The sequence below is a fragment of the Gilliamella sp. B2785 genome (assembly GCF_026537005.1).
Taxonomy (GTDB): domain Bacteria; phylum Pseudomonadota; class Gammaproteobacteria; order Enterobacterales; family Orbaceae; genus Gilliamella; species Gilliamella apicola_E.
In genome coordinates this window covers 140567-164645 of sequence record NZ_JAFNNC010000004.1, presented here as the reverse complement: position 1 = coordinate 164645, position 24079 = coordinate 140567, and the positions used below count along the sequence as shown (strand labels likewise).

Below are 24079 nucleotides of genomic sequence, written 5' to 3'. Positions count from 1 at the left end.
TATCACTATATTGTTGATGGAATGATTGTGTAACTTCCGCTATAGCACCATCTTGCCATATGAGTCATATGATGTAAATTAATTGGTTTTTTATCATAACCTATTGGTGCTCTCCCTTGTTCCATAAGCTGTAAGTTTGTTTTTCCTGATTTAGGATCAACATAGTTAGGATCAAACAAATCATTACGTTGATAAAATTTATAACCATTAAATTCTATAGGCTCTTTGCTCCAATATTTCCGCTCTTGCCCAAAATATTTTGCTGCATCAGCCTGTGTTACACCATTCGTCCCCCTGTCTAGCCAGACTTTCATTTTTAGCTTGATTAGTAGCTAATCCGTTCTTAATTTGCTCAATTTCTTTTTGTGTTAATTTATTGGCAGAAGAAGCAAGTTTATTAGTTAGATTTATCCCACCTTTGGCAGAGGCAAGCCCAGATGCAGCATTAAATAGTAAATCACCATCAGCTTCTGATATATCTAATAATTAAGCAAGTCCCTTGCTGGTTTGGGTTGTATAACTTTTACCGTCAATAAAAACCCTTATAGGAGTAGTTATTATGGCTGACGCACATTCTAAGCTAAAATCAACCCCAGACAAAGCACTGGCACTACAACCTACTGAGCGGTTTTATACCGACGTACCACAAGGCACAAAGCCCAACCCCAGATCCAACTGACTATTAAAGGTAGATGGCTGGAGCAGATAAGGTTTTATACAGGTAGCCTTGTTATCATTAAGATTGAACAGGGCAAGTTGATTATTGAACTTGCGAAATAGATCGCAGATATAAAAATCCCAGTTTTTAGGCTGGGATTGTAATTTAGATAACGCTAAAAATCAGACCATTCCGAGTATTCAATATTTTCAGGTGTTAATTCGGTTAAACCATCTTGTTTTAAGATCTCATTAAAGTAATTTATTGTATCCTCTAATGTTTCTTCAATAGTATTTCCCCAACCGATAGCACCTTCCGGACTACCATCAAATTTTCGTTTTATTCGCAAATCAGTTGATCCCGTAAATTTTCCTGATTGATCCTCATAAATTTTAATTTTCATTTTCGCATAGGGTAAAATAGGCATCCAAATAACAAATTCAGCCACACTTTTCTCAATTTTTACCACATTATCTATAGCTAAATCATGCCACATGTTTCATGTTCCTTTATTGTTTACCAAATGAGATAATTTTATCACCTAATTTATCTAAATATTTTCCATTTTTATAATATCTAATCACATCAGGAGTAGGATTGTTAAGTTTTACTGTCCTAGCTCCTCTTAGATTTTTAGCAAATTCTGTTGCTTTACTAAGATATTGCTCAATATTCTCAGCACCAACTTCTTTGCCATGTTTATTAAAATGATAGTCTAATAAACCCTCGGGTGAATCAAAACTACCTTTATCCTAAGATTTATCTTTATCATCGTCAGACGATAAACTTGTTCCTCCACTGACAGTAACCGAGCCACTTTGAGTATCAGCTGACACCTGACTATCTCAAGTTACTATTTCCCATCGGATCAATTAATGCAAAAACGTTAGACTGATTAAAAAAGATTCGGATTGAGCTATATTTAATCGCTTCCCAACTAGTACATCTACTCTTGTAATTGTTACTGATTACCCCTGTGTTTCTGGTTGAAGAACTCGCCAACCAATCATAGCTGCTTGAGCCAAAAAGCAGTAAAACCCAAAACATAGCCGCTAAAGATGAACCACTCCACTACACCGTTGGCTATTGCCCTAACCTTGGTAAAGGCATTCCTGCTCCACAGCACACCATTAAAGGCAACTAGCTGAATTAACTCGGATTCACCACAAGACTACTCGTCACCATTTCCGCTAAAAAAGGTAAGATTATTGTTAAATTTTCTAAGTAGATCGCCGATATAAAAATCCCAGTTTTTTATGCTGGGATCTTAATTCTGTAAATACTAAAAATCAGACCATTCAGAGTATTCTATATCTTCAGGTGTTAACTCCTCAAAACCATCTTCTTTTATCTTTTCATTAAAGCTTTTAATTGTATTCTCTAAAGCTGCTTCAATAGTTTCACCATCACCTAAAGCATTTTCAGGGCAACCATCAAATTTTCTCTTTATAGCTAAATCTGATATTCCTGTGTAACCGCCTTCTGCATGTTCTCTGATTTTAATTTTCATCTTTGCATAAGGTAAGATAGGCATCCAAATAACAAATTCAGCAACAACTTTTTCAATTTCTACGCCATCTAATTTCAAATTACGCCACATATATGTTTTCCTATTGTTTACCAAATGAGATTATTTTTTTACCTACCATATCAATATATTTACCGTTCTTGTAATACCTAACAACATTTTCTGTTGAACCCTTTATATTTACTTTTGTTGCTCCTTTCAAATTATTAGCAAAAGCCCTAGCCTTTTCAAGATACTGTTGAGGTGTTGTTGCACCAACTTCTTTGCCATGTTTATTAAAATGATAGTCTAATGAACCTTCTGGTGAATCAAAACTACCCTTATCCCACGATTTATCTACTTTATCTTGAAATTCAGAATCATTTTTTGATGATTGAGAACTAGTCTTAGATTTATTTTTATCATCGTCATCATCAGGCGGTAATCCTGGAGCCCCACCTGCCGCAATAGTCCCAGCACCTTCCGATACATCATTGTTATTTTGATGACCTTGTTTTTTATTAAGGTAATCATCATAATATAAGTCATAAACTTTTAATACGTTTTCTTCAAGGAATTCATTTCCCATTGGATCCGCATAAGCGAGGCTAATAAGTTGTCTCTCATTTAATGTTAAGCTATTTAAAAAAGCTTCAGCGTCTTCAACACTTAACCCTCTTCCAACAAGAACATCTACAGGGCTAATAGTTACTTTTTCACCAATATAAGATGGTTTAATCAAATCCCAAAAATCAGGGAAATTGGTGTATTCCAGATATTTATTAATAGTGTTAAGGTCTATTTCAGATGCAGTTAATGTTACTCCAGCAATTGCGGCTGTTGCAATTATACCGTCGATAAGTTGCTTTTTACACGTTGCTGACTGAAAACATAGCTCTATACCTTGTTTTGTTGCAGATGTCGCCATATTGTTATTCTCAACGGCATTTTTACCACCAGCAACGGCAGTGTTGATGTCCTGAATATCACCACCACCAGCTGCCACAGCAAGAGCGGTAGCCAGTTGGGCGAGGGCGCTGATTTGTTGTTTTTCATCCTGGCTTAATTTATCTATAGATTTGCCCGGATAAAGTATACCAGCAATTATTTCAGCGCCACGTTCAGAGGCTACAGCGCCTAGTCCTCCAGCAAGAGCGGAATTCCCTTGTAGCTCAGCAACAACAGCCCCCAGTATTGCATGGCAGACTGTGTTGGATATGTAATCGGTTTTTTTCTCTCCGGTTATCGGGTCGTAATGCTCTGTTTGCGATTTAATAATTGAGGCAATTTTAGGTGCTAATGCACCTGCAGCGGCACCGGTCATATCGCCAGAGATTAAACCATTAATGATATTGACCGCCATGTCGATACCTTGGCGAGTATTGCTACCCATAGCGGACATACCATTGTCCATCGCCTTTTTATAGGCGTCTTCATAAATTTTTTGTTCTTGTTTCTCTGTTAACGGTGTTTGGGATTTTTGCTTTTCTTCCTCTACCGCTTTTTTCGCCTCTTCGGTCGCTTTAATGCGGTCGATGTTGTTAAGCATGGTTAATGTTTCACCACCAATCTCACTCACTAATCGCGTTTGGTCTATGATGCTTTGTTCTTTCTCTTTATCGAAGATGTGTTTGAGTTCATTATTGGCATGCTCGGTATCACGACTTAATCCCGCGATATCTTGCTTTTGTTCACTTTCATTGCGGATAATAATGGTGCCGTCTGATACCGCGGAGTGAGTTATTGAGCTTTCACTCTCTTTCTTATTGCGACTTGTTGGTAGTGATGGCATGCCACTGCTACTAATCCCAGCGCTGCTGCTTTTAACATCGTACTTGGCTTTGTTTTCAATATCACTAAAGCTAATGCTGCCTGTATCAAGACGGTTTTGGCTGCTGTTTGGTGCATCTGATGCTATTACACCACCTTTTAAGTCGGTGTTATTACCAACCTTGATGTCAAATCCGCCTTTGCCAGCATATATTCCCGATTGGTCGGTCACGCTTGCCCAATCACTGTTCATTTTTGTTGAGCTTGTTGAGGCATTCACACTGCTGGTACCGCCCCAAGAAAAACTGCCTCCCACCGATGTTGAACTGCTTTTTTGATGATAATGGTCAGTATCTTGTTTAGACTCGATATTTAAGTCATGACCAATATCGGCAACCACTTTGTCACCTTTTACTTGTCCTGCAATGATATTGGCATCATTACCCGTAATCAGCGTCACTTTATTTCCAGCTTCTACTATGCTTTCTGTCCAGTCTGTACCATTGCCTTTTTCACGTGATTTACTTGTACTGCCGCTAGCAGAAACAGTAAATCCATTTTTCTGTCCACCAAAGTTATAACCTACGCTCACTGAGCCATTGCTACTTTTCTCTTTGGTTTCTGTTTTAAACGTGTTTTCTTCACCAACAATGTTAATATCATGATTAGCATTAAGTATTGCGTCATGACCTGCCTGTACTTGGCTTCCTAGTATATTTATATCCCCACTGCCTTTGTCGCCATTGCCGGTTGCAATAATTGAAACATTTCGACCAGCTGAGACCGATGAACCTACCACGGTATGTTGTTCTTGATTAACAGTACGTTTTGTTTTTTCACTGCCAAGGCTGATGTTAATCCCTATCGAGGCGTCAGGTTGTCCATTTTGTAAATTTGCACCTGCTTCTAATGCCGCATTACTCGCTTGTAATCCGGCCTTAATTTCCATTAATGCTTTGGTTCGTTTGTTCGTTTGATTTCTTGAGTGCTGCAAGGTTTGGTTAGCGTTATAGATATCACTAGCTGTACCAGTAATGGCTACAGTAACACCAGATTTTTGATATTTATATTCTTCTTGATGTGTGGTTTTTGCGTCTAACGCTTCAATATTGACATTTTCGCCTTTCAATCTGATGTTTTGCTGTGCAATGACATCACTACCTTGAATATTGACATCTTTGCCTGCTTGAATATTTACGCTACCATTAGTACTGCCAACTATACTGCCAGCATAGGCTTGCTCGGTATCGGTTTGTTTTAAGTCTTGTTTCATTTTGCCGACAGTGACGCCTAGTCCACCGCTACCCATTAAACCTGATTCTTTCTTAATGGTTTGTTGGTGTTGATAATAGGATTCTTCTGCTGCAGTAATATTGACGTTATTATTTGCCAATAAATTAACATCCTGAGTACCAACCACTTGGCTACCATCGACTGTTAAATCATGACCTGCTTTTATTGTTACACTATCGCCGGAAAGTTCACTACCTTTTTGGGTTGTGTTGTCAATTTCAAGATGATGAATTGTTGATTTATTGTTTAATATTCGCTTGTTGTCTTTTTGGTGGTGGTCAGTTAATGCTTCATGCTCTTGTGAAGCTAATATGTTGATATCATTCCCAGCAATAACTTTTAGTGACTCATCAGCTGATACAATCGCTGCGTGAGTATTGATATCATTTCCTGCTAGTAGACTAATATTTCCGTTGGATTGTATTTCAGTTCCTACCACATGGGTTTCATCTATATCACGGTAATCTTTTTTGCCAAAATTAGCGTGCGAGGCATTTCCTGTATCTACTTTATTTAGGTTAATATCGTGGCCTGCTTTTATTTGTGTTTGGGAGTCATCACCACTATTAACGATTAAGGCACCATTCATGCTTACATCATTACCAGCATGAATTAAAATATCACCTTGTTTGCTTTGTACTGATGCTACTTTATCAATAACAGTATTACTATTGTGATTGCCACCGTAGGTAATGTCGGTAGTTTTTGTGGTGGTATTTAATAAGATATCTTTTACTGCTAATAATGAAATATTTTCATCAGCGACAAAAGCACCACTGCTTTTAAGGCTATCGTTAGCGTAAACAAAAATGCTGTCACCTTTCCATAGTCCTTCTTGGTCTATGTTTTGTCCGATTACATTGAGTTGGTTTTTGGCAAGGACATTTCCGTTGGAGTAAATATCATTTTGACTATTGATGTTGATATTTTTACCAGCAAGTAATGCGCCATCTGTTGATACTTCAGGTCTATTGACAACATAGACTTGAGGCACCAGTACTTGCTCTGGTTTTCCATTTACCATAACAGTTTTACTTACTAACCAAACAATATCACTGGTGAGTTTTTTCATCTGTTCAACTGATAGTGATACGCCTACTTGTAAATGATATTGTTCGGCAAACGAAACACCCGCATCCATCAGCGCTTTATACTGTTCAATATCATTTTCGTGACCGCCTAGATAACGTTGCCCAGTTAGCGCTACTATTTGCTGCTGGATGAGTTGTTGTTCATAGTAACCATCACCCAGTCTTTTTTGAAGTTCATCAGGGTCCATTTTTAATTGGTTAGCCATATAGTCAGAGCTTAACCATTTTTTTCGATTAGTAAAACGTGGGTCGGTTTCAATTAAATAATTACTTTTTGGATCTTTTTTTACTGCGTATAAGCTGTTATTTGGTAAATCAAGATTCGGTTCGATAGACGCAATTGAATTAATTTGGGTCAGTGAACGATCTCCCTGATCAACCTCTACATTTGTTGTCGTTTTGTCACGATCATCAATCGTTGTATTAGAAATGCTTTGATGTTCATCTATTTTACTTGAGCCTAAATCAATCGTGGTTTCAACGATATTATTATAGTCTGATTTTTTCTTTTTTGATGAATATTCTCGTTTAGTTCCCCCATGCCATTCTCTGTCATGGCTAATTTGTTTGCCAGAATCAATGATTCTATCGATACCTTTTTCAGAGATATTATCGAGTGATCCTACGTTTAACTGTAAGGTTCCACCAGCTACAATTTTACTGTTGTTATTGATAACACGATTTGCGTCAATTACTAAATGGTTACCCGAAACAATTTCTGCGGGGTCTGTTTGCGTAATTTGAGTTTGGTAATGCGTTTGTAAATAGTTATATTCAATATATTTATAATTTGATTGACTCGATCCATCTTCATTATAAACGGTTAATATCGGGTATTTATGTTTTCCTTTGCCCTGTTTTACTTGATAATTATTGCCACTGTACCGACGGTTACTGTTTCTGAAAGCAAATTCAGATTTATTTTGTTCACTAACTTTAACTACTTCAGTTTGAATATTATCGTTGATGTTATTAATTTCATTTGCATTAATTATCATATTATCACCCGATTCGATACGCGATGAGTGATTATTAATAGTATCAGCGTTAATTGTTAGTTTACCTAAGCTTAATAATAGTGCATGACTATAATTATTTAATGTTTCTGCATTAATTATAAAGTTATTACGCGCAGCAATAACTGGGGCTTGATTGCCATTGGCACGGTTATTAATGGTTTGGGCTTTTATCTGTAAATCATTACTATAAATTCGTCCTGTTTGAATATTATTCAGTGTGGTTGCACCGATATAGCTATTTTGACCATCTATAATCCCAAAATTTGTTACTATGTCATGCTCAAGTTGTATATCATCACTGCTGATTTCGCCATCTTCATTATTAGTTAGTTGCTTGCTGATTAGATTTACCTTTTTACCAGATAAAATCGTTTTATCATTGGTAATGTTTTGTTGGCTTTCAATCACAATGTTATTATTGGCAATGACTTCGTTTTGATTATGAAATGAATCAGTTAATTTTAAAGTTAAATTATTTTCTGCCAGTAATTGCCCGTCACCACTTAATTTATTTGATTGGATAAATAAATCATGAGCCAAAATTTTTGCGTTTTCATTGACTATTTCATCTGTGTCAAATGATGCTATTTTTTGAATCAGCATATTGGCATTTTTATTAAGTAAACGCCCGCTTTTTAAAATAAGTTGATCTACCCGCCAAACAGCATGTTGATTATCAATTAGGTTAGCAGTAATGGTTGCGGTACCTAAATTTTTTAATTTTGCATTTTGATTATTAATTTCACTGGCTGATAAGGTGATATGTCGATTACTAAATAGCTTTGCATATCGGTTAATTAATTGATTATTTGAAATTAGTGAAATATCTTGTTCGGACAGTAAAGTTGCATTGTCATTATCAATATGATTGGCTTTGATATAAAGGTTACCTTTGGTGCTAATTTGAGCCTCACGATTGAAACTATTTTGGTTTGCAATAAATGTACTATCTTTTTCTGATAAGGTATTTGCATTTTGTAGGGAGATGTCTTGACCTTGAGCGTAAATATTATCTTTAGCAACGATGGTACTATTGTCCATGTTGATAGTTTGTCCGGCAATCAGATTAATGTCTTTATTTGCAAAAATTTGACTATCGCTAACAATAAGATTGTTTTCAGTTGTCAAATTTACATCTTGGGTAGCTTTGATTACACTTTGTTTAGCACTCAATGCTTTAGTTTTTATATCGATTTGATCGGCGATTTGTTGTCCACCATCTAAATCAACCTTATCTTTACTTTCGACAGCAATTTTTTGATCGGCTAACAGTTTACCTTTAGAGGTTAATTGATGACTACTTACTGTTAATGAACCATGATTATTCAGTTTTCCTGCGCTATCAACACCAGCGGCAATCGTTCCCGATGATGCGTTATCAATTTTGTTTGCACTTAATTTGATATCTTTTTGAGCAACAATAGTGCCACTATTATTGATATTATTTGTACTTTTAATATTTATTTCATTTTTAGCGTAAAGTTGTTTATTGTTAATGACACCTTGATTGCTGTTTAATACAATATCTTTATTTGATTGCATGGCGCCATTGTTGACAATTTTTCCGTCAGCGCTAATCATGAGTGATTCACGGCTGGCGCCTAACTCACCGGCGTTATGAACGCCCACTCCTTTTTCAGTACCGACTAAGTTGATTTTGCCTGCATACATGCCACCCAACTGCGATACATCGATAGAAACCTCTGGTTTGTCATGTGTTGTGGTATCCAACGGACTAATCGTTTTTACGTCTAGACTCACGTTGTTACGACCCGTCACCACATTGGCTTCATTTGCCCAAACTGATGAGTTAATCGATACGCTACGAGCAATTAAATCTGTGTAACTTTGCCTTGAACTATCAAACCCCTTTCCGGTTACAGCAATCTGCCCTTGTTCAACTAAATATCCTTTTAATTCACCGTTTTCTATGACTGGCTTACCAGTGGTTAATGTGCCTCTGTTTGCATTAATAAAGCCACAACCATTACAGGTAATACCTGACGGGTTGGCAATGATTACTTGAGCTTTACCACCAGCAACTTCCACTACACCATTTAATTGGCTCGGGTTACGAGAATTAACTTCATTTAATATAATTTTAGCTGGACCACTGACTTTTAGATTCGGGTTACCTTGTATGTAACCACCAATTTGAGTTTGGCTAATTTTATTGCCGTTATTTAAGATCACTCCATTTTGTGACACATCAAATTGCGAGTATTTATTATGAGATAGACCTTTGCTGTTCGGTGCTTGAATATTCACTTGAGTCACACCATTAGCCGTTGAAACCACTTGTGGTTGTTGGTGATGAGAAGCCTGTTGGTCAGGCTTTATATCACTTCCATATGCCGGTGTGCTGAGGGCGACAAAACCTAATGAAATAGATATAAATAAGGTTATCGGTTTAAGTGTAACAAAAAGATTTTCTCGTAATGTATAGCTCGCTGATTTAGTCGTTTTTTCAACTACACTCGGCGTTTTTGCTATATCTGCAACTACCATTTGTATATTGCGCTTTTTATTAAAAATAACTCGATAGAAGTGCTTATTCATAATTTGTTTCATCCCTTATTTCATTATTTTTGTTATCTGATTAATGTCGTTTTATGGTCTAAAAGTTCCAATTCAAATTAAATCCCAATACTAAAGGATTTGTTTTGAATCCTTTGGGTTTTCTTATTGGCATGCCGGCAAATAAGTCATAATAAATGCCATAATTATTACCTCTTAAACCAATAACACCACCAGTCAAATGACGACCCAATAAGTATTCACTTTTGGCGCCAGATACTTCACCAGTATCGATACCTAAATATGGCTCGTGATTAAATGGTGCTTGCCAACCAAGTTCATTACGTAAATACCATCCACGATCAGCTCTAAGGGTTAATTCACCATCAAAGCCACGAACAGTCCATCGCCCTCCAATAGAGAATTGGTCTGGTGATGTTAAGTTATTCCCTCGGGTATATTGACCTTGATAATCAAGGCGATAATGGAATTGTTGCTCACCTAAATTAAAAGGCACATTGGTTGAAAAATTTAGTGAAAATATATCGGATAACGCACTGGTATTATTTTCTGGATCACTTTCTTCAGGTGCTTTTTTAGCATTAAACCATCTCACGCCTTTTTGATAAGATACTCCGGCATCGATAGTAATATCTTTAATATAGTGTCGATGCTGTAATCCAAGTTGCCAATAAGTTGTTTTGCGTTGCTGGATTTCCATCTCTTTATCATTGATGTAGTTGTGAGATTGACGTAAAGTGATGCCATAATTTAAGGTCGTTTTTTGTGATTCATTTCGGTGTAAAACGCGGCTAAGTTGAACCGTGGCGTTACGACTGCGACCACTGTACTTATAATCTAAAACTTCACCAGCAATAGTTTGATGATATTTGTTACCCGATAAAGAAGTACTTAACAGCCAATAACCAAAAGGAACTGAATAGGATAATAAAAAGTTGCGTGATCCATATTTACCTTTACCATTTAAGTCATGCCCACCAGAAGCATAAAATGAGTCGCTTAACGATAATAAGTTATCAAGATATAAGGTAATACCACCTTGGTCACGGCCGGTAGTTTTTGTACCTGAATCATCTACCGATAACCCTAAACGCCACATTTTGCTTTGTCTTCGGTCAATGACAATATCACTTTCACCCGGTTTATCGCCAGGAACTAGTTGCATTTGAGCTGTCACGGTCGGTAAGCGCTGTAAATTTTCCAGCCCTTGTTCTATATCACGTAAATTGAGCGATTGATTTATTCTAGCTGGCATTGCGGTGTATAGCTGTGCATATTTGTCACTGTCATCGGTATAAAGAATATTTCTGACTTTACCTTCTACGATCAGTAATTTTAATTCTCCACTTGTTAAATCTTGCTCCGGTGCAACAACACGGGTTGTAATATAGCCATAGCTGATTAATCTGTCTTGTATTGCCGTCATTAATAGAGTAATACCTTCACCACCTAAACACCGATGTTCAGCTTGTTTAGCAAGCTTATTTAAGGGAATGTACCAAGGCAATTTATCTCGTTCGAGCAACTTGACTTGTTTTATGTTGAAACATAAAGATTCAGTTGGAAAGTTAAGTGCATTCTCTTTAGAATCGGGGGGTAATAAACGGATGTCGGGAGAAGCAGGGGTTAAAGAATCTTGTAGTGCTTTTTCACGTTCTTGTTGGTGGATAAGCTGTTTATCACTCAATTCTTTAATGGGTGGAGGTTCAGCCAACAAAGCGGAAAAGGGGTAGGTAACTAATGCTAAACTTAAAATATACTTTTTCATTCGAAAACTTCGCAGTCTAATATTTACACAATTATTACACAAAATTTATACAATGATGTTAAAGGCGATAAATTGAAATGTCTATGTTAAATTTGTTAAATATCATAATATGATGATTTTAAATATGATATTTTGTTTTTTTATTACTTAGAAGCTTATTTATTGCCCAAATTTTTACTTTTGCGATTTCAAATCTAGATCCCAACATAATCTGGCAATAAATCGATAAAACCTTTATACTATGCCCTAAATTTTAGTATAACTTTGTAAGTTTGCTAAATTAACCCGTTCTTTAACATCATCAATTGGAAGAAAATTATGCATCCGATGCTTAATATTGCTATTCGTGCTGCTCGTAAAGCAGGTAATGTTGCCATTAAGGCCTATGAAAATCCTAGTTCAATCGAAATTGATACTAAAGGTGCTAATGATTTTGCGACTAATGCAGATCGTGCCGCTGAAGCTTTGATTATCGAAACAATCAAAAAAGCTTATCCAGATCATACTATTATTGCCGAAGAAAGTGGCCTTGCTAAAGGTAGTGATGCTGATACGCAATGGATAATTGACCCAATTGATGGTACTACAAATTTTATTAAAAATATTCCACATTTCGCTGTGTCTATTGCTGCTCGTGTCAAAGGTAAAACCGAAGTGGCGGTAGTTTATAATCCAATGAGTAATGAGTTGTTTACTGCTGCACGTGGTAAAGGTGCTCAACTTAATGGTTATCGTATTCGTGTAAGTAATGCTAAAGATTTAGAAGGTAGTGTGCTTGCAACAGCTTTCCCTTTTAAAGCGAAACAACATAGTGATAGTTATTTTGCAGTTTTGCAAAAATTATTTACTAAATGTGGTGATTTCCGCCGTACTGGCTCAGCTGCGTTAGATCTCGCTTATGTTGCATCAGGCCGTTTAGATGGCTTTTTTGAAATTGGTTTAAAACCATGGGATATTGCTGCAGGTGAACTGATTTTACGTGAAGCTGGTGGTGTGGTTACCGACTTTGCTGGCGGTAACAATTATATGGTTTCTGGTAATATTGTCGCAGGAAACCCGAAAATTGTTAAAGATTTGCTGGTGACGACTCAAAACGATTGGCCAGAAAAATTACGTAATTAATTTTAATTTCTTTCTCTAAATGCAGGGATGTATTGTCCCTGTATCTATACTTGTCATTAACCACGAACAGTAATTTATTGATCTAATGCGGTCATTGAACAATTAACTTGTAAGCCTTGATTATTTAAATAGTCACTGCCCCATAAATACATTGATTCAAGTACTGGTTTTATACTTTTGCCAAAATTAGTTAAAGAATATTCAACTTTAGGTGGTACCACTGGAAAAACCTGTCGATGAATTAAGCCATTTGATTCAAGTTCGCGTAGTTGTTGGGTTAGCATTTTAGCTGTGGCCGTTGGAATTTCTTTGTGTAACTCAGAAAATCTCATGGCGCTTTTGGACATCAATTTCCATAGTATTAGCGATTTATATTTACCACCAATCATATTAATTGTGACATCAACTGGGCAATAGGTAATTGTCTGGTCTTGTTTTTCACAATGGGGGTTGATAATCGAATTATTTTTCACTTGGTTATCTTTACAGTATCTTTTTGGGTAGTATATATCAAAAAGGTGCATTCTTGTTAAAAAGATAATTAATACTACAATATCTACCATACCTAAAATCAAGGAATGCCTCAAATGAAAACTATCGAATATAATTTTTTTGTTGAAGAGATGAGCTGCGCATCATGTGTTAGCCGTGTAGAAAAAGCATTAAGAAAGATTGATGGTGTGATTGATGTTAGTGTAAACCTTGCAACTGAAAAGGCCACCGTTAAGGCTAATGCTGATGTTAAATTAGAAACTTTAATGGCAGCAGTTGATAAAGCTGGTTACCATGCAGTGAAGATTTCCGAGCCGGAAATTCACGCTAAAGACGTGAGTAAGCAAGCATCAGTTTGGCCGATTATTATTTCGGTTATATTAGCACTTCCTTTTGTTTTGCCGATGTTACTTGAATTATTTGGAATTCATTGGATGATGCCCGCTTGGCTGCAATTAGTGATTGCTTCGATTGTACAATTTGGACTTGGCGCTAAATTTTATCGTAGTGGTTTTAATGCAGCTAAAGCATTGTCTGGGAATATGGATTTACTTGTTGCTATTGGTACCAGCGCTGCTTATGGACTTTCTCTTTATCAGCTTATTATTGGTCATGCCGATCACCTCTATTTTGAGTCATCAGTGGTTATTATTACCTTGATCTTGATTGGTAAATGGTTAGAGTCAAGGGCCAAACATCAAACGACTCAAGCGATTGAGGCACTTTCTGCGCTTCGCCCTGAAGTGGCATTAGTTCGACAAGGGGAGCAAGAGGTGAGTTTGCCAATAAGTCAGGTTAAGGTTAATGATGTGGTGGTTATTAAACCCGGTGAGCGAATACCCGTTGATGGTATTGTTCTTGAAGGCGCATCAAGTTGTGATGAGTCTATGTTGACTGGGGAAAGTTTTCCGGTTACTAAAACACTCAATAGTACCGTAACCGGTGGAACTATAAATGGTGAAGGACTATTAATTGTAAAAACAACCGCTATTCAAGCTGATTCTATGTTGTCTAAGATTATTGCTATGGTTGAGTCAGCCCAAGCGAAAAAAGCACCAATTCAGCGTATTGTGGATCGGATTAGTGCTATTTTTGTACCCGTCATTTTATTGATTGCTTTAATTACACTGCTTGCTTGGGGCTTTATTTCTCATGATTGGCAGCAAGCTTTACTTCATGCGGTTGCGGTGTTAGTGATTGCTTGCCCATGTGCGCTAGGGTTAGCAACGCCAACAGCTATAATGGTTGGTACGGGGGTTGCTGCTCGTCATGGTATTTTGATTAAAGATGCCGAAGCACTTGAGACCTTACACAATATTAATACTGTAGCATTTGATAAAACTGGCACATTAACAATCGGTAAACCAGAGTTAGTTGAGCTAGATGTGCTGGGCATGGAAACAGCCGATCAAATCCTTTCTGTTGCAGCATCTATGCAAGCAGGTAGTGAACACCCACTAGCTAAAGCAATATTAGCTAAGGCTAAATCCTACAGTTATGCACAAAATATTACATCAATCGCGGGTTCAGGAGTGATGGCAACGATTGATAGCCATGAATATTATTTAGGCAGTCTGCGTTGGATGAAAACGTTAAATGCCTATTTTGTAGATATGCAGGATAAAGTTAATGAGCTTACGCAAAAAGGTTACACAATTTCATTTTTAGCCAAACAGCAATCAGAAAATAGTATTGTGATATTAGCCATATTCGGTTTTTCTGATGTTATTAAGCCTGAAGCGAAAAGTGCTATTGATGCATTACGTCAATTAAAGGTAAATACGGTTATGTTAACCGGTGACAATCAACAAGCTGCTAATTATGTAGGACAGCAATTAAATTTAGATAAAGTTATTGCTGAAGTTTTGCCTCAAGATAAAGCGAACTATATTTATCAATTACAAAAAGATAGCCAAAGTAATAATAAAGTTGCCATGGTTGGTGATGGTATTAATGACGCACCGGCTTTAGCTGCCGCTGATATTGGTATTGCAATGGGGACGGGAACTGATGTGGCAATGCATACAGCCAGTATTACTTTAATGCGTGGCAATCTATTTTTAATTGCCGATGCTATTGATATTTCTCGAAGAACTTATAATAAAATTAAACAAAACCTATTTTGGGCGTTTTTCTACAATTTAATTGGCATCCCTCTCGCTGCTTTAGGATTTTTGAATCCAATGATAGCCGGTGCAGCAATGGCACTAAGCAGTGTGAGTGTGGTGACAAATGCGTTGTTGTTGAAACGATGGAAAGCGCGTTCTGAATAATTTGATATTTTGTAAATTGAGGAGACGGATTGTCTCCTTATTTTTTATTTATAAGGTTAAATCCAATTTGTGACCCTTTACCTTGCTCAGTAACAAATACCCCAACTGCGGTAATGAGTTGTTCATTATAATAAATTAAGGGAATACGTGTGCGCATCCAAGGTGGAATATGATGCTCTTGCCACAATTTTTTTATCGAGCGCGATCCCTGGCGTTGAACAATTTGAAATTGCCCTTGAGCCTGAAATCGGACTGATACGGTTTCATCATTTTGTGGTAAACGACAAGTTAAATTGGTTTGGTAATTGGGCTGCAATATACCTAAATTATCCGGCAACGTTAGCGAAGCGGCTAAATCCCAAGGTAAAATTTGTTGCTCAATATCTTGATACAAAGGTAACAAATAGAGCTGATTTTGATATCGGCGAATTTGCCAATTATGTAAAATAAATCGCGGGTTAGCATCTTGTTTAGCTTGAATAACCGTATGCCAAATTAGTGAAAGTTGCTTTTGGCTTGGCATTCCAATATGTTGCTCTTTGAACCACATTCGCAACATTGCATTACGTTTATATTCTGAATAATCATATAATGGTTGAAGGCTAAGTTGCTTCTTATCACCAATAATATTTTTAAATTCTGGAAATAAAATTTCATGTATTAATGCTTCTTGCTGTTGGCATAATTCTGCACTACGAGCAACCATTTGTGAAAAATGAGGCCAACGATGATTAAGTGTTGGTAGAACATTTAAACGTAAAAAGTTGCGATCATAATGGTCATCTTGATTACTTTCGTCCTCTATCCAACTTAATTGGTGTTGATTGGCATATTGCTCAATTTCTTGACGTGAAATTGTGAGTAATGGTCGAAGGTGTTGACCATTTTCAAGTGGCATACTTGATAATCCAGCTGGGCCGCTGCCACGTTTTAAGGCTAGAAAAAAAGTCTCACTCTGATCATCAAGATGCTGAGCAGTACATAAAAACTCATTATTTTTTAAATGTTGATAAATGGCTTGATAACGGGCTTCTCTAGCTTGTTCTTCAATATTGCCTGCTGTTTTATCAAGTTTGACTTTTTCAATAATCAAAGGGACTTGCCAAACTAGGCATTGTTGTTTGCAATGTTCAGCCCAATTATCGGCATTTTGACTCAAACCATGATGGATATAAATTGCTCTGAGTTGTAAATTTTGCAACTGTCGCTTTAAATTGACTAATGCTTGCATTAAAACGGTTGAATCGACCCCACCACTAAAAGCGACTAGTAGCGATTGCCGACCGTTTAGATGTTGTAAAATAGTTTGTTCAATCACATTGTCGCTCTTTGTTTGATGACCCATCTGCTATCCATTTATACTAAACTTTGTAATGCATTAACCTTGTTTTTATGTAGTTTGATTCTATCCAAACCAGCAGCCAAATCGGCAATTAAATCATCAGGATCTTCAAGACCGATATGTAATCGGATTAACGTACCCGTGAAATCAATGCCGGATATTGGTCGTATTTTTGCCAGATCTTCGGGTTGGTTGGCCAATATCAGTGATTCGAATCCACCCCATGAATATGCCATTGAAAAGTGAGTCATATTATCTAAGAAATCAGATAATTGCACTTCGCTTAAATGATCGTTAAGTACAAAGGAAAATAGACCACTAGCGCCACTAAAATCACGTTTAAAAAACTCATGTCCTTTACAACTTTCGAGTGCTGGATGATTAACGGTTGCCACTTTGGGGTGATTAGCTAACCAATTTGCCACTTTTATACTGCTTTCATGATGTTGTTTTAATCTAACGGCTAAAGTTCGCAATCCTCGTGCTGCCATATAAGCGGTATCTGCATCACACATTTGCCCCATCAAATAAGAACGTTCACGTAATTTATCCCAACAGCGTTGATTAGCAACAGCCGTTCCTAGCATGGCATCTGAGTGACCAATTAAATACTTTGTACCGGCTTGAATTGAGATATCAACATCGTGCTCTAATGCTTTAAATAAAACACCTGCTCCCCATGTATTATCCATCATAATCACAATTTCTGGATTTACGCTGCGGATTGCTTTAACAATTGCAGGCACATCATGCAGTTCCATGGTAATTGAGCTTGGTGATTCAAGAAATACCACTTTAGTATTCGGTTTTATATATTTAGTAATATATCGACCAATGAGTGGCGGGAAATAATCGGTTTCCACTCCAAAATCTTTAAGTATATGCTCGCAAAATTCTTGGGTTGGTTCGTAACTGGCTTCTGATACCAGAATATGATCTCCTGCTTTTACAAAAGCTAAAATGGCATTTGCAATTGCTGCTGCTCCACAAGGATATAGGTAACAGCCTGCTCCTCCCTCTATTTCTACCATGGCATCTTGCAAAGCAAAATGAGTTAAAGTGCCACGACGACCGTAAAATAGAGCCCCTTTAGTCCGATTTTCCATTGCTTCTTTTTTGGCTTTGATTGAATCAAAAACTAGCGATGAAGCTCGCTGAATAACGGAATTGACTGCACCTTGGGTATAGCGTTTTTTTCGACCAGCATGAACTAATTTTGTTTGTAATGACATGATGCATCCTTAGTGATCTGATAAATTTCGATAACAGTTAGCATAGCATGCTGTTAAAATAGTAAAAAATAATTTTTGTTTAAACTGGCTTACACACATGGTAATTGTCAAACTTGCCCATTTAGATTCGGTGGAATTAAATTATTCTCTGTTATCACCACAAGTTATTAATGATGCGGAATCGTTAAATGGAACACGTAAAAAACAGTTTTTAGCTTGCCGTTCAATATTAGCGAGTTTGCTTAAACAATATTGCCATATTGATACTTTGCCGAGGATGATAATTGCCGACAATAATCGCCCAGGCTTTTTAGATAGTCATCTTCCTGATTTTAATATCAGCCATAGCCAAGATTGGGTAGCCGTTGCAATTTCGCTTAATGGTAAAGTTGGGCTCGATATTGAAGTTTCTCGACAACGTCAAAATTATCTGAATGTTGCCAAAAGTTTTTTTGCTAATGATGAATATCAGTGGATGTTAGCGCAAAGTAATACTTTAAACGCCTTTTGGCAACTTTGGACATTAAAAGAATCGGCGCTTAAATTATATGCCAAAGGGGTTTGGCAAATGAAATTGGTAAAAGTAGATATTGAAAACCAATTAATTAGCGCGCCGTTTGGTCAGCATTTTTATTATCATTATCAACAACAGGCACCAGTTCATCTTGCTGTAAATCATGATAAACCTATCACAAATTTTGTCTTACAATCTTAATGCATTAGCAATTAGTTACTGACAGCTTTTTGATAAACGTAAGGTGGCTGTCCAAACATTAAGCTAATTTAAATCAGATAAATATCTTGAAGAATTTTTCTGTTTTTATCGTCCAATTGATATTCTTTTGCTAACCAATTATCGATAGTGTCATAACGTTTTTTTATTTCATCAATAGCTGCGGTTAAAAACTCTTTTTTAGCCGCAAAGATGATCTTATGTTTTTCAAGTTCTTCTGGCGATAATTTACTTTTATTTTCGCTAAGTACGGCTTCACGATAGTCGTTTAAATAGCGTTCGGTAAGCAAATAATCTTTCATAACAATTTCTTCACTCACACCTAATGCAAATAAGGTTAAAGCGACACCGATACCAGTTCTATCTTTACCTACAGCACAGTGTTGGACTAAAGGTCTTCCGTTAGCATTAAGTAATAGTGATGTTAACTTTTTATACGCAAGATTATTAAAAGGTAACAATTGATAAAGCTTAACCATAAAATCAAACGGTGAGTATTTTTTTAACACAAAAATATCCTTACCTTGTTCACTCGTTAAGCTTGCCGTAAATTCATCACTTAATGGATTGGCTGGGATATTAATATATTGGCTATTGTTCCAAAGATTATCTGGATGACGATCGATTTCATGTTGATCGCGATAATCTAAGACATAATGTAAATTAAGCTCATCAGATAAAAAATCTTTTTCATCATCACTTAGGCGTGAAAACTCACCTGAACGATACAACATTCCAGTTCGAATTTTGCGACCATCACTAGTCTTAATTCCACCTAAGTCACGAAAATTGATTCCATTTTTGATCGGTACAACTGATGTCATTATAGGTCCTTATTTATGCTTAACTTTGCTTGCTATATTAGCATGTTTCTGATTAGAATTGATTCATTGTTTTCGCATTATTATTGCTTGAGGAATTTATTATGTCGATGTTATCTATATTACTTTCGGAAAAACCTGCTCCATCAAAGTGGGGTAAAGATGCATTACTCAGTTTTTCAGAAGATGCTGTTATTATTCATTATCGACCTGAGCATCGGCATGGTGCTATTCAACGAGCTGCACGAAAACTAGATAATCAAGGTATTAGATCGGTTAAATTGAGTGGTGACAATTGGGATTTAGAGTCATGTTGGCATTTTTGGATGGGTTATCGTAATGCCAAGAATAATAATAAAATCAGTTGGCCAAAGTTAAGTAATAAAGATAAACAAGAACTAAAAAATCGCTTAGCCATTATTGATTGGTGTCGAGACATTGTTAATCAACAAGCGGAAACATTAAGCCCTTTCGAACTGGCAACGCAAAGTGCAAACTTAATTAGCCATTATTCCTCTGATGTAACTTATAACATTATTTCAGGTGAAGCATTAAAAGAGCAAGATTATATGGGGATTTACACAGTTGGCAAAGGGTCTCAACGACCGGCTGCCTTGCTTGAGCTTGATTATAATCCTACTAAAAATCCTAAAGCACCCATCATTGCTTGCTTAGTTGGCAAAGGAATTACTTTTGATTCAGGTGGATATAGCTTAAAACCAAGCAGTTTTATGGAATCAATGCGATCGGATATGGGGGGGGCTGCATTGGTGACAGGGGCTCTAGCCCTTGCGATTGCACGTGGAGTTAAACACCGTATCAAACTTTATTTATGCTGTGCAGATAATTTGGTAAGTGGTAATGCTTTCAAACTTGGCGATATCATTCGTTATCGTAATGGTAAAACAGTGGAAGTTGATAATACCGATGCCGAAGGGCGTTTGGTTTTGGCTGATGGATTAATTAGTGCTGATAATGATAACCCCAATTATATCATTGATTGTGCAACCCTTACTGGGGCAGCAAAGATTGCTGTAGGTAATGATTATCAATCATTACTTTCATTTGATGACAAATTTGCTAATCAGTTATTAGCAAGTAGTCAAGCTGAACATGAAGCCTTTTGGCGATTACCATTAGCTGATTTTCATCGAGCCCAATTCCCATCTTCGTTTGCAGATATGGCAAATTCTGGATTACCGAACACCGCTGGTGCAAGTACAGCAGCGGCATTTTTATCCTATTTTATTAAAAATTATAAAAAAAATTGGCTCCACATTGACTGTTCAGCAACCTTTCGTAAAAGCGCAACCGCATTATGGGCAACAGGTGCAACAGGTATTGGTATAAGAACACTTGCTAATTTATTAAGCAAATTGTATTAAATTGTAATAAAATTGAATCGCTAAATTATTTATAAATATATAAGGAATGAGGAATAGTATGAAAAAGTTATTAACACTGATACCCCTTTTATTTTCAGTTTCTGTCTATGCAAGTGATTGTAAAACAGAATTTGAAAAAGAAAATTTTGAAAAAGCTTTTGAGGCATGTACAAAAGAAGCACCGAATGGTGATTCTGTTGCACAGTTTTATTTAGGGGTTATGTATGATAAAGGCGAAGGTACTGAAGAAGATAAACAAAAAGCTTTTAATTGGTACTCTAAAAGTGCTGAACAAGGTGACTCTGATGCGCAATTTAATTTAGCGGTTCTGTATGATGATGGCGAGGGTGTAGAGCAAGATAAAGAAAAAGCTGTATTGTGGTATACAAAATCGGCAGAACAAGGTGATGCCGATGCTCAGCATAATTTAGCTATTATGTATGATGAAGGTGATGGTATAGCTCAAGACAAAAAAAAGGCAGCATTTTGGTATAAAAAAGCAGCAGATCAGGGCAAAGCTGAATCAATGAATAATTTAGCTGTTATGTACTATGAGGGCGAAGGTGTTGAAAAAGATAAAGCTTTAGCCAAAAAGTATCTAAAACAAGCTTGTTCATTGGGGCTACAAATTGCTTGTGATAATACTTTGTAGAAATAATTAAATAAATTAGAAAAACTATCTTCAATATGAAGATAGTTTTACACAAAAGCATTTATTTCAATTAATTGAAAAGCGTTTGATTATCTTTAATCTTGATAATTAAAGGTGAATTTAAGAATTATTTATAATATTTATCAATAATTTTATAGGTACTAAATTTCTAATTAAGCTATTGTTGATTATAGTGAAATAAGGAAAGCCATGAAAAAAATATTATGGATTATATTATTATTTTTTCCCGCCGTTCACGCTAGCCAGTGCGAACTAAATTTTCATAAAATAAATTTTGAAAAGTTTTTCGCTCAATGTCATCAAGAAGCAGAACAAAATAACCCTAATGCTCAATTCAATTTAGCACTTGTATATGATGAGGGTAAAGGCGTTGGGCAAGATAAACAAAAAGCAGCTTATTGGTATACTAAAGCGGCAGAACTAGGTCACCTTGAAGCCCAATTCAATTTAGCGCAGATGTATTATCAAGGCGATGGAATTGAGCAGGATAAACAGAAAACTCTTTTTTGGTACACTAAAGCTGCAGAACAAGGTTACTTAAATGCTCAAAACAATTTAGCAGCTATGTATTTTAATGGTGAAGGAACCGAAGCGGATAAACAAAAGGCATTTTTCTGGTTTGAAAAAGCGGCTGCACAAGGTAATACTTTTTCACAGTACAATGTCGCCATCATGTACTATAATGGTAACGGAGTGGAGCAAAATAGATCGTTAGCTAAAGAGTATTTCAAGCAGTCTTGTGATCAAGCTTTTCAAAAGGCTTGTGACGAATTAGAAAAATAATACTATTATTTGATGATTTGAGAAAAACCACCTTAAATCATTAAGATGGTTTGCATGAAATATTTATTGGTTTTAAATAAACTTATTGTTTATCTTCAACAACTGTAACTTTTTTAATATAAACTGGCTCAACAGGCACATTTTGATGTGGTCCCATACGTTTAGTTGGTACATTCACAATTTTATCAACAATATCCATTCCTTTGGTGACTTTTCCAAAAACAGCATAGCCATATTTTTCTGGTCCTTGGTAGTTGAGGAAATCGTTATTCACAACATTAATGAAGAATTGGCTAGTTGCGCTATCTACAGCATTGGTTCTTGCCATTGCGATAGTTCCACGATCATTTTTTAAGCCATTATTAGCTTCATTTTTGATGGGTTGTTTAGTTTCTTTAAATTTTAATTGATCATCAGCACCACCACCTTGAATCATAAATCCAGGAATGACACGATGGAATGTTAGATTTTCGTAATAACCACTATTAGCATAATCAAGAAAGTTTTTCGTAGTGATTGGAGCATGTTCGCTATCTAACTCAACTTCAATATCGCCCATGCTGGTTTGAATTAATACTTTAGTATCAGCCAAAGTAATGGTTGAAAAGAGGGTTAATAATATTCCTATAAATAACACTTTGATTTTTTTCATTTTATGAATCCTTATTATTATATTGCCGGCAAATTATACCTAATATTGGTTTAATTGAAATCATAAATATGCAAAATCAATTAAAATTTTGTGTGGTAAATCGCAATATTTTTCTAAACCAGTAAAAAATGACTTATATTCACTATAATCCAGAATATTATTAAATTGATATTCTTCTTTATGACTATTTTTAATCCATTAATTAGCTCAAAAACCCCGTTCCTCAACTTTTTTCTGAATGATGATGCGATGTATTTTATGTAATATGCCTTTGGTGCTATCTCACCATGGAATTTGCAGTCAATGTATAGAAAACTTACCGAAGCTTAATAAAGTTTGTCATCAATGCTGCCTTCCTCACTCATTATCAACAAATGAATGTTATCGATGCCGAGAGAAAAGACCTTATTGGGATGAAATGGTGGCTGTAACAGGCTATATCGATCCATTAAAAAAATTAATTCAACATTTAAAATTTCATAATAAAATCGAATTAACCAACGCATTAGCTAGGTTAATGTTTTTAGCCTGGTATCAACGTCGATTAAGTGATGGTCTTGCTAAACCTGACATTGTGACTTGTGTCCCTTTACACCATTTTCGTTATTGGTCTAGAGGTTTTAATCAAGCGGCATTATTGGCTAAGCCAATAGCTAGATGGTTAAATCGAGAATTTAAGCCTTACCTATTGTCGCGAAAATTTGCAGCTCGCGATCAGAAGAACCTATCGCTTAAGCAAAGAATGAGTAATGTAGAAACACTTTTTCGATGTCACTCTGATTTAACCAATCAATCGGTAATGCTTATTGATGATATTGTTACTACCGGTAATACGATAAATGTTATTAGCCAGCAATTAAAAGAGAGTGGTGCCGCTTATGTGCAGGTAGTTTGTTTGTGTCGGACCGTCTTGTAAAATCCAAAACA

Annotated in this window: 18 protein-coding genes; 8 read left to right on the top strand and 10 right to left on the bottom strand. The window is 36.2% G+C overall.

Annotated elements, in window-relative coordinates; genetic code table 11:
• Window positions 1-5: 5 nt before the first annotated feature.
• Complete coding sequence (locus J3U24_RS06230) at window positions 6-314, bottom strand: HNH/ENDO VII family nuclease (protein ID WP_267337324.1); 309 nt, start codon at window positions 312-314, stop codon at window positions 6-8.
• Between the two features lie 355 nt (window positions 315-669).
• Between J3U24_RS06230 and J3U24_RS11575 the strand changes: the two genes are divergently transcribed.
• Window positions 670-780 (top strand): SymE family type I addiction module toxin, encoded by a 111-nt coding sequence (locus tag J3U24_RS11575; protein ID WP_416380721.1) that lies wholly within the window; start codon window positions 670-672, stop codon window positions 778-780.
• 53 nt (window positions 781-833) lie between these two features.
• Here the strand turns inward: J3U24_RS11575 and J3U24_RS06225 are convergent, their stop codons facing one another.
• The 4 genes from J3U24_RS06225 to J3U24_RS06210 form a co-directional block, all read right to left on the bottom strand.
• Entirely contained in the window at window positions 834-1154 is a 321-nt protein-coding gene (locus tag J3U24_RS06225; RefSeq protein WP_267337325.1) for a hypothetical protein, read from the bottom strand.
• Window positions 1155-1940: 786 nt separating this feature from the next.
• Window positions 1941-2258, bottom strand: coding sequence for a hypothetical protein (locus J3U24_RS06220; RefSeq protein WP_267337326.1), 318 nt, complete (start codon window positions 2256-2258; stop codon window positions 1941-1943).
• A gap of 10 nt (window positions 2259-2268) precedes the next feature.
• Window positions 2269-9897, bottom strand: a complete 7629-nt coding sequence (locus tag J3U24_RS06215) for a hemagglutinin repeat-containing protein (RefSeq protein WP_267346978.1) — start codon at window positions 9895-9897, stop codon at window positions 2269-2271.
• A 58-nt stretch (window positions 9898-9955) separates the two neighbouring features.
• The gene (locus J3U24_RS06210; protein ID WP_267337328.1) at window positions 9956-11644 is read right to left on the bottom strand and encodes a ShlB/FhaC/HecB family hemolysin secretion/activation protein; all 1689 of its coding nucleotides are present in this window, start codon (window positions 11642-11644) and stop codon (window positions 9956-9958) included.
• A gap of 318 nt (window positions 11645-11962) precedes the next feature.
• Between J3U24_RS06210 and suhB the strand changes: the two genes are divergently transcribed.
• Window positions 11963-12766: an inositol-1-monophosphatase gene (gene suhB / locus J3U24_RS06205; protein WP_065734990.1), complete on the top strand. Its 804-nt coding sequence runs from the start codon at window positions 11963-11965 to the stop codon at window positions 12764-12766.
• A gap of 74 nt (window positions 12767-12840) precedes the next feature.
• Here the strand turns inward: suhB and J3U24_RS06200 are convergent, their stop codons facing one another.
• Window positions 12841-13155: a winged helix-turn-helix transcriptional regulator gene (locus tag J3U24_RS06200; RefSeq protein ID WP_416379940.1), complete on the bottom strand. Its 315-nt coding sequence runs from the start codon at window positions 13153-13155 to the stop codon at window positions 12841-12843.
• Window positions 13156-13353: 198 nt separating this feature from the next.
• On the opposite strand from J3U24_RS06200, the gene J3U24_RS06195 reads away from it, so the two are divergent.
• Complete coding sequence (locus J3U24_RS06195; RefSeq protein ID WP_267337329.1) at window positions 13354-15531, top strand: heavy metal translocating P-type ATPase; 2178 nt, start codon at window positions 13354-13356, stop codon at window positions 15529-15531.
• Window positions 15532-15568: 37 nt separating this feature from the next.
• Here J3U24_RS06195 and tilS read toward each other — a convergent pair whose 3' ends face one another.
• A complete protein-coding gene (tilS, locus tag J3U24_RS06190; RefSeq protein ID WP_267337330.1) occupies window positions 15569-16876 on the bottom strand; it encodes a tRNA lysidine(34) synthetase TilS in 1308 nt (435 codons plus the stop codon).
• 11 nt (window positions 16877-16887) lie between these two features.
• Window positions 16888-18105 carry a cystathionine beta-lyase gene (gene metC, locus J3U24_RS06185; protein ID WP_065734987.1) on the bottom strand — a complete coding sequence of 406 codons (1218 nt, stop codon included), beginning with the start codon at window positions 18103-18105 and terminating at the stop codon, window positions 16888-16890.
• Window positions 18106-18202: 97 nt separating this feature from the next.
• Here metC and J3U24_RS06180 point away from each other — a divergent pair, with 97 nt between their 5' ends.
• Complete coding sequence (locus J3U24_RS06180) at window positions 18203-18820, top strand: 4'-phosphopantetheinyl transferase family protein (RefSeq protein ID WP_065562962.1); 618 nt, start codon at window positions 18203-18205, stop codon at window positions 18818-18820.
• A gap of 68 nt (window positions 18821-18888) precedes the next feature.
• Here J3U24_RS06180 and J3U24_RS06175 read toward each other — a convergent pair whose 3' ends face one another.
• Window positions 18889-19662: a tyrosine-protein phosphatase gene (locus J3U24_RS06175; protein WP_065562961.1), complete on the bottom strand. Its 774-nt coding sequence runs from the start codon at window positions 19660-19662 to the stop codon at window positions 18889-18891.
• Between the two features lie 101 nt (window positions 19663-19763).
• On the opposite strand from J3U24_RS06175, the gene pepB reads away from it, so the two are divergent.
• The 3 genes from pepB to J3U24_RS06160 all read left to right on the top strand — a co-directional run bounded on the left by pepB (window position 19764) and on the right by J3U24_RS06160 (window position 22500).
• The gene (gene pepB, locus J3U24_RS06170; RefSeq protein ID WP_267337331.1) at window positions 19764-21044 is read left to right on the top strand and encodes an aminopeptidase PepB; all 1281 of its coding nucleotides are present in this window, start codon (window positions 19764-19766) and stop codon (window positions 21042-21044) included.
• 58 nt (window positions 21045-21102) lie between these two features.
• Window positions 21103-21696: a tetratricopeptide repeat protein gene (locus J3U24_RS06165; protein ID WP_065734983.1), complete on the top strand. Its 594-nt coding sequence runs from the start codon at window positions 21103-21105 to the stop codon at window positions 21694-21696.
• A gap of 210 nt (window positions 21697-21906) precedes the next feature.
• Entirely contained in the window at window positions 21907-22500 is a 594-nt protein-coding gene (locus tag J3U24_RS06160) for a tetratricopeptide repeat protein (protein ID WP_267337332.1), read from the top strand.
• Window positions 22501-22582: 82 nt separating this feature from the next.
• On the opposite strand, the gene J3U24_RS06155 is transcribed toward J3U24_RS06160, so the two are convergent.
• Window positions 22583-23152: a peptidylprolyl isomerase gene (locus J3U24_RS06155; protein ID WP_220225316.1), complete on the bottom strand. Its 570-nt coding sequence runs from the start codon at window positions 23150-23152 to the stop codon at window positions 22583-22585.
• A gap of 244 nt (window positions 23153-23396) precedes the next feature.
• Here J3U24_RS06155 and J3U24_RS06150 point away from each other — a divergent pair, with 244 nt between their 5' ends.
• Window positions 23397-24068: a phosphoribosyltransferase family protein gene (locus tag J3U24_RS06150; RefSeq protein WP_176713969.1), complete on the top strand. Its 672-nt coding sequence runs from the start codon at window positions 23397-23399 to the stop codon at window positions 24066-24068.
• The last annotated feature ends 11 nt before the right edge of the window (window positions 24069-24079 follow it).

Excerpts from the sequence above, each read along its gene's own strand:
- suhB (WP_065734990.1), top strand. The coding sequence starts at position 11,963 with ATGCATCCGATGCTTAATATTGCTATTCGTGCTGCTCGTAAAGCAGGT.
- J3U24_RS06220 (WP_267337326.1), bottom strand. The coding sequence starts at position 2,258 with ATGTGGCGTAATTTGAAATTAGATGGCGTAGAAATTGAAAAAGTTGTT.
- metC (WP_065734987.1), bottom strand. The coding sequence starts at position 18,105 with ATGTCATTACAAACAAAATTAGTTCATGCTGGTCGAAAAAAACGCTAT.
- J3U24_RS06210 (WP_267337328.1), bottom strand. The coding sequence starts at position 11,644 with ATGAAAAAGTATATTTTAAGTTTAGCATTAGTTACCTACCCCTTTTCC.
- J3U24_RS06215 (WP_267346978.1), bottom strand. The coding sequence starts at position 9,897 with ATGAATAAGCACTTCTATCGAGTTATTTTTAATAAAAAGCGCAATATA.
- J3U24_RS06175 (WP_065562961.1), bottom strand. The coding sequence starts at position 19,662 with ATGACATCAGTTGTACCGATCAAAAATGGAATCAATTTTCGTGACTTA.
- J3U24_RS06160 (WP_267337332.1), top strand. The coding sequence starts at position 21,907 with ATGAAAAAAATATTATGGATTATATTATTATTTTTTCCCGCCGTTCAC.
- J3U24_RS06195 (WP_267337329.1), top strand. The coding sequence starts at position 13,354 with ATGAAAACTATCGAATATAATTTTTTTGTTGAAGAGATGAGCTGCGCA.
- tilS (WP_267337330.1), bottom strand. The coding sequence starts at position 16,876 with ATGGGTCATCAAACAAAGAGCGACAATGTGATTGAACAAACTATTTTA.
- J3U24_RS06155 (WP_220225316.1), bottom strand. The coding sequence starts at position 23,152 with ATGAAAAAAATCAAAGTGTTATTTATAGGAATATTATTAACCCTCTTT.
- pepB (WP_267337331.1), top strand. The coding sequence starts at position 19,764 with ATGTCGATGTTATCTATATTACTTTCGGAAAAACCTGCTCCATCAAAG.
- J3U24_RS06180 (WP_065562962.1), top strand. The coding sequence starts at position 18,203 with ATGGTAATTGTCAAACTTGCCCATTTAGATTCGGTGGAATTAAATTAT.
- J3U24_RS06150 (WP_176713969.1), top strand. The coding sequence starts at position 23,397 with ATGCGATGTATTTTATGTAATATGCCTTTGGTGCTATCTCACCATGGA.
- J3U24_RS06165 (WP_065734983.1), top strand. The coding sequence starts at position 21,103 with ATGAAAAAGTTATTAACACTGATACCCCTTTTATTTTCAGTTTCTGTC.
- J3U24_RS06230 (WP_267337324.1), bottom strand. The coding sequence starts at position 314 with ATGAAAGTCTGGCTAGACAGGGGGACGAATGGTGTAACACAGGCTGAT.
- J3U24_RS06200 (WP_416379940.1), bottom strand. The coding sequence starts at position 13,155 with ATGATTGGTGGTAAATATAAATCGCTAATACTATGGAAATTGATGTCC.
- J3U24_RS06225 (WP_267337325.1), bottom strand. The coding sequence starts at position 1,154 with ATGTGGCATGATTTAGCTATAGATAATGTGGTAAAAATTGAGAAAAGT.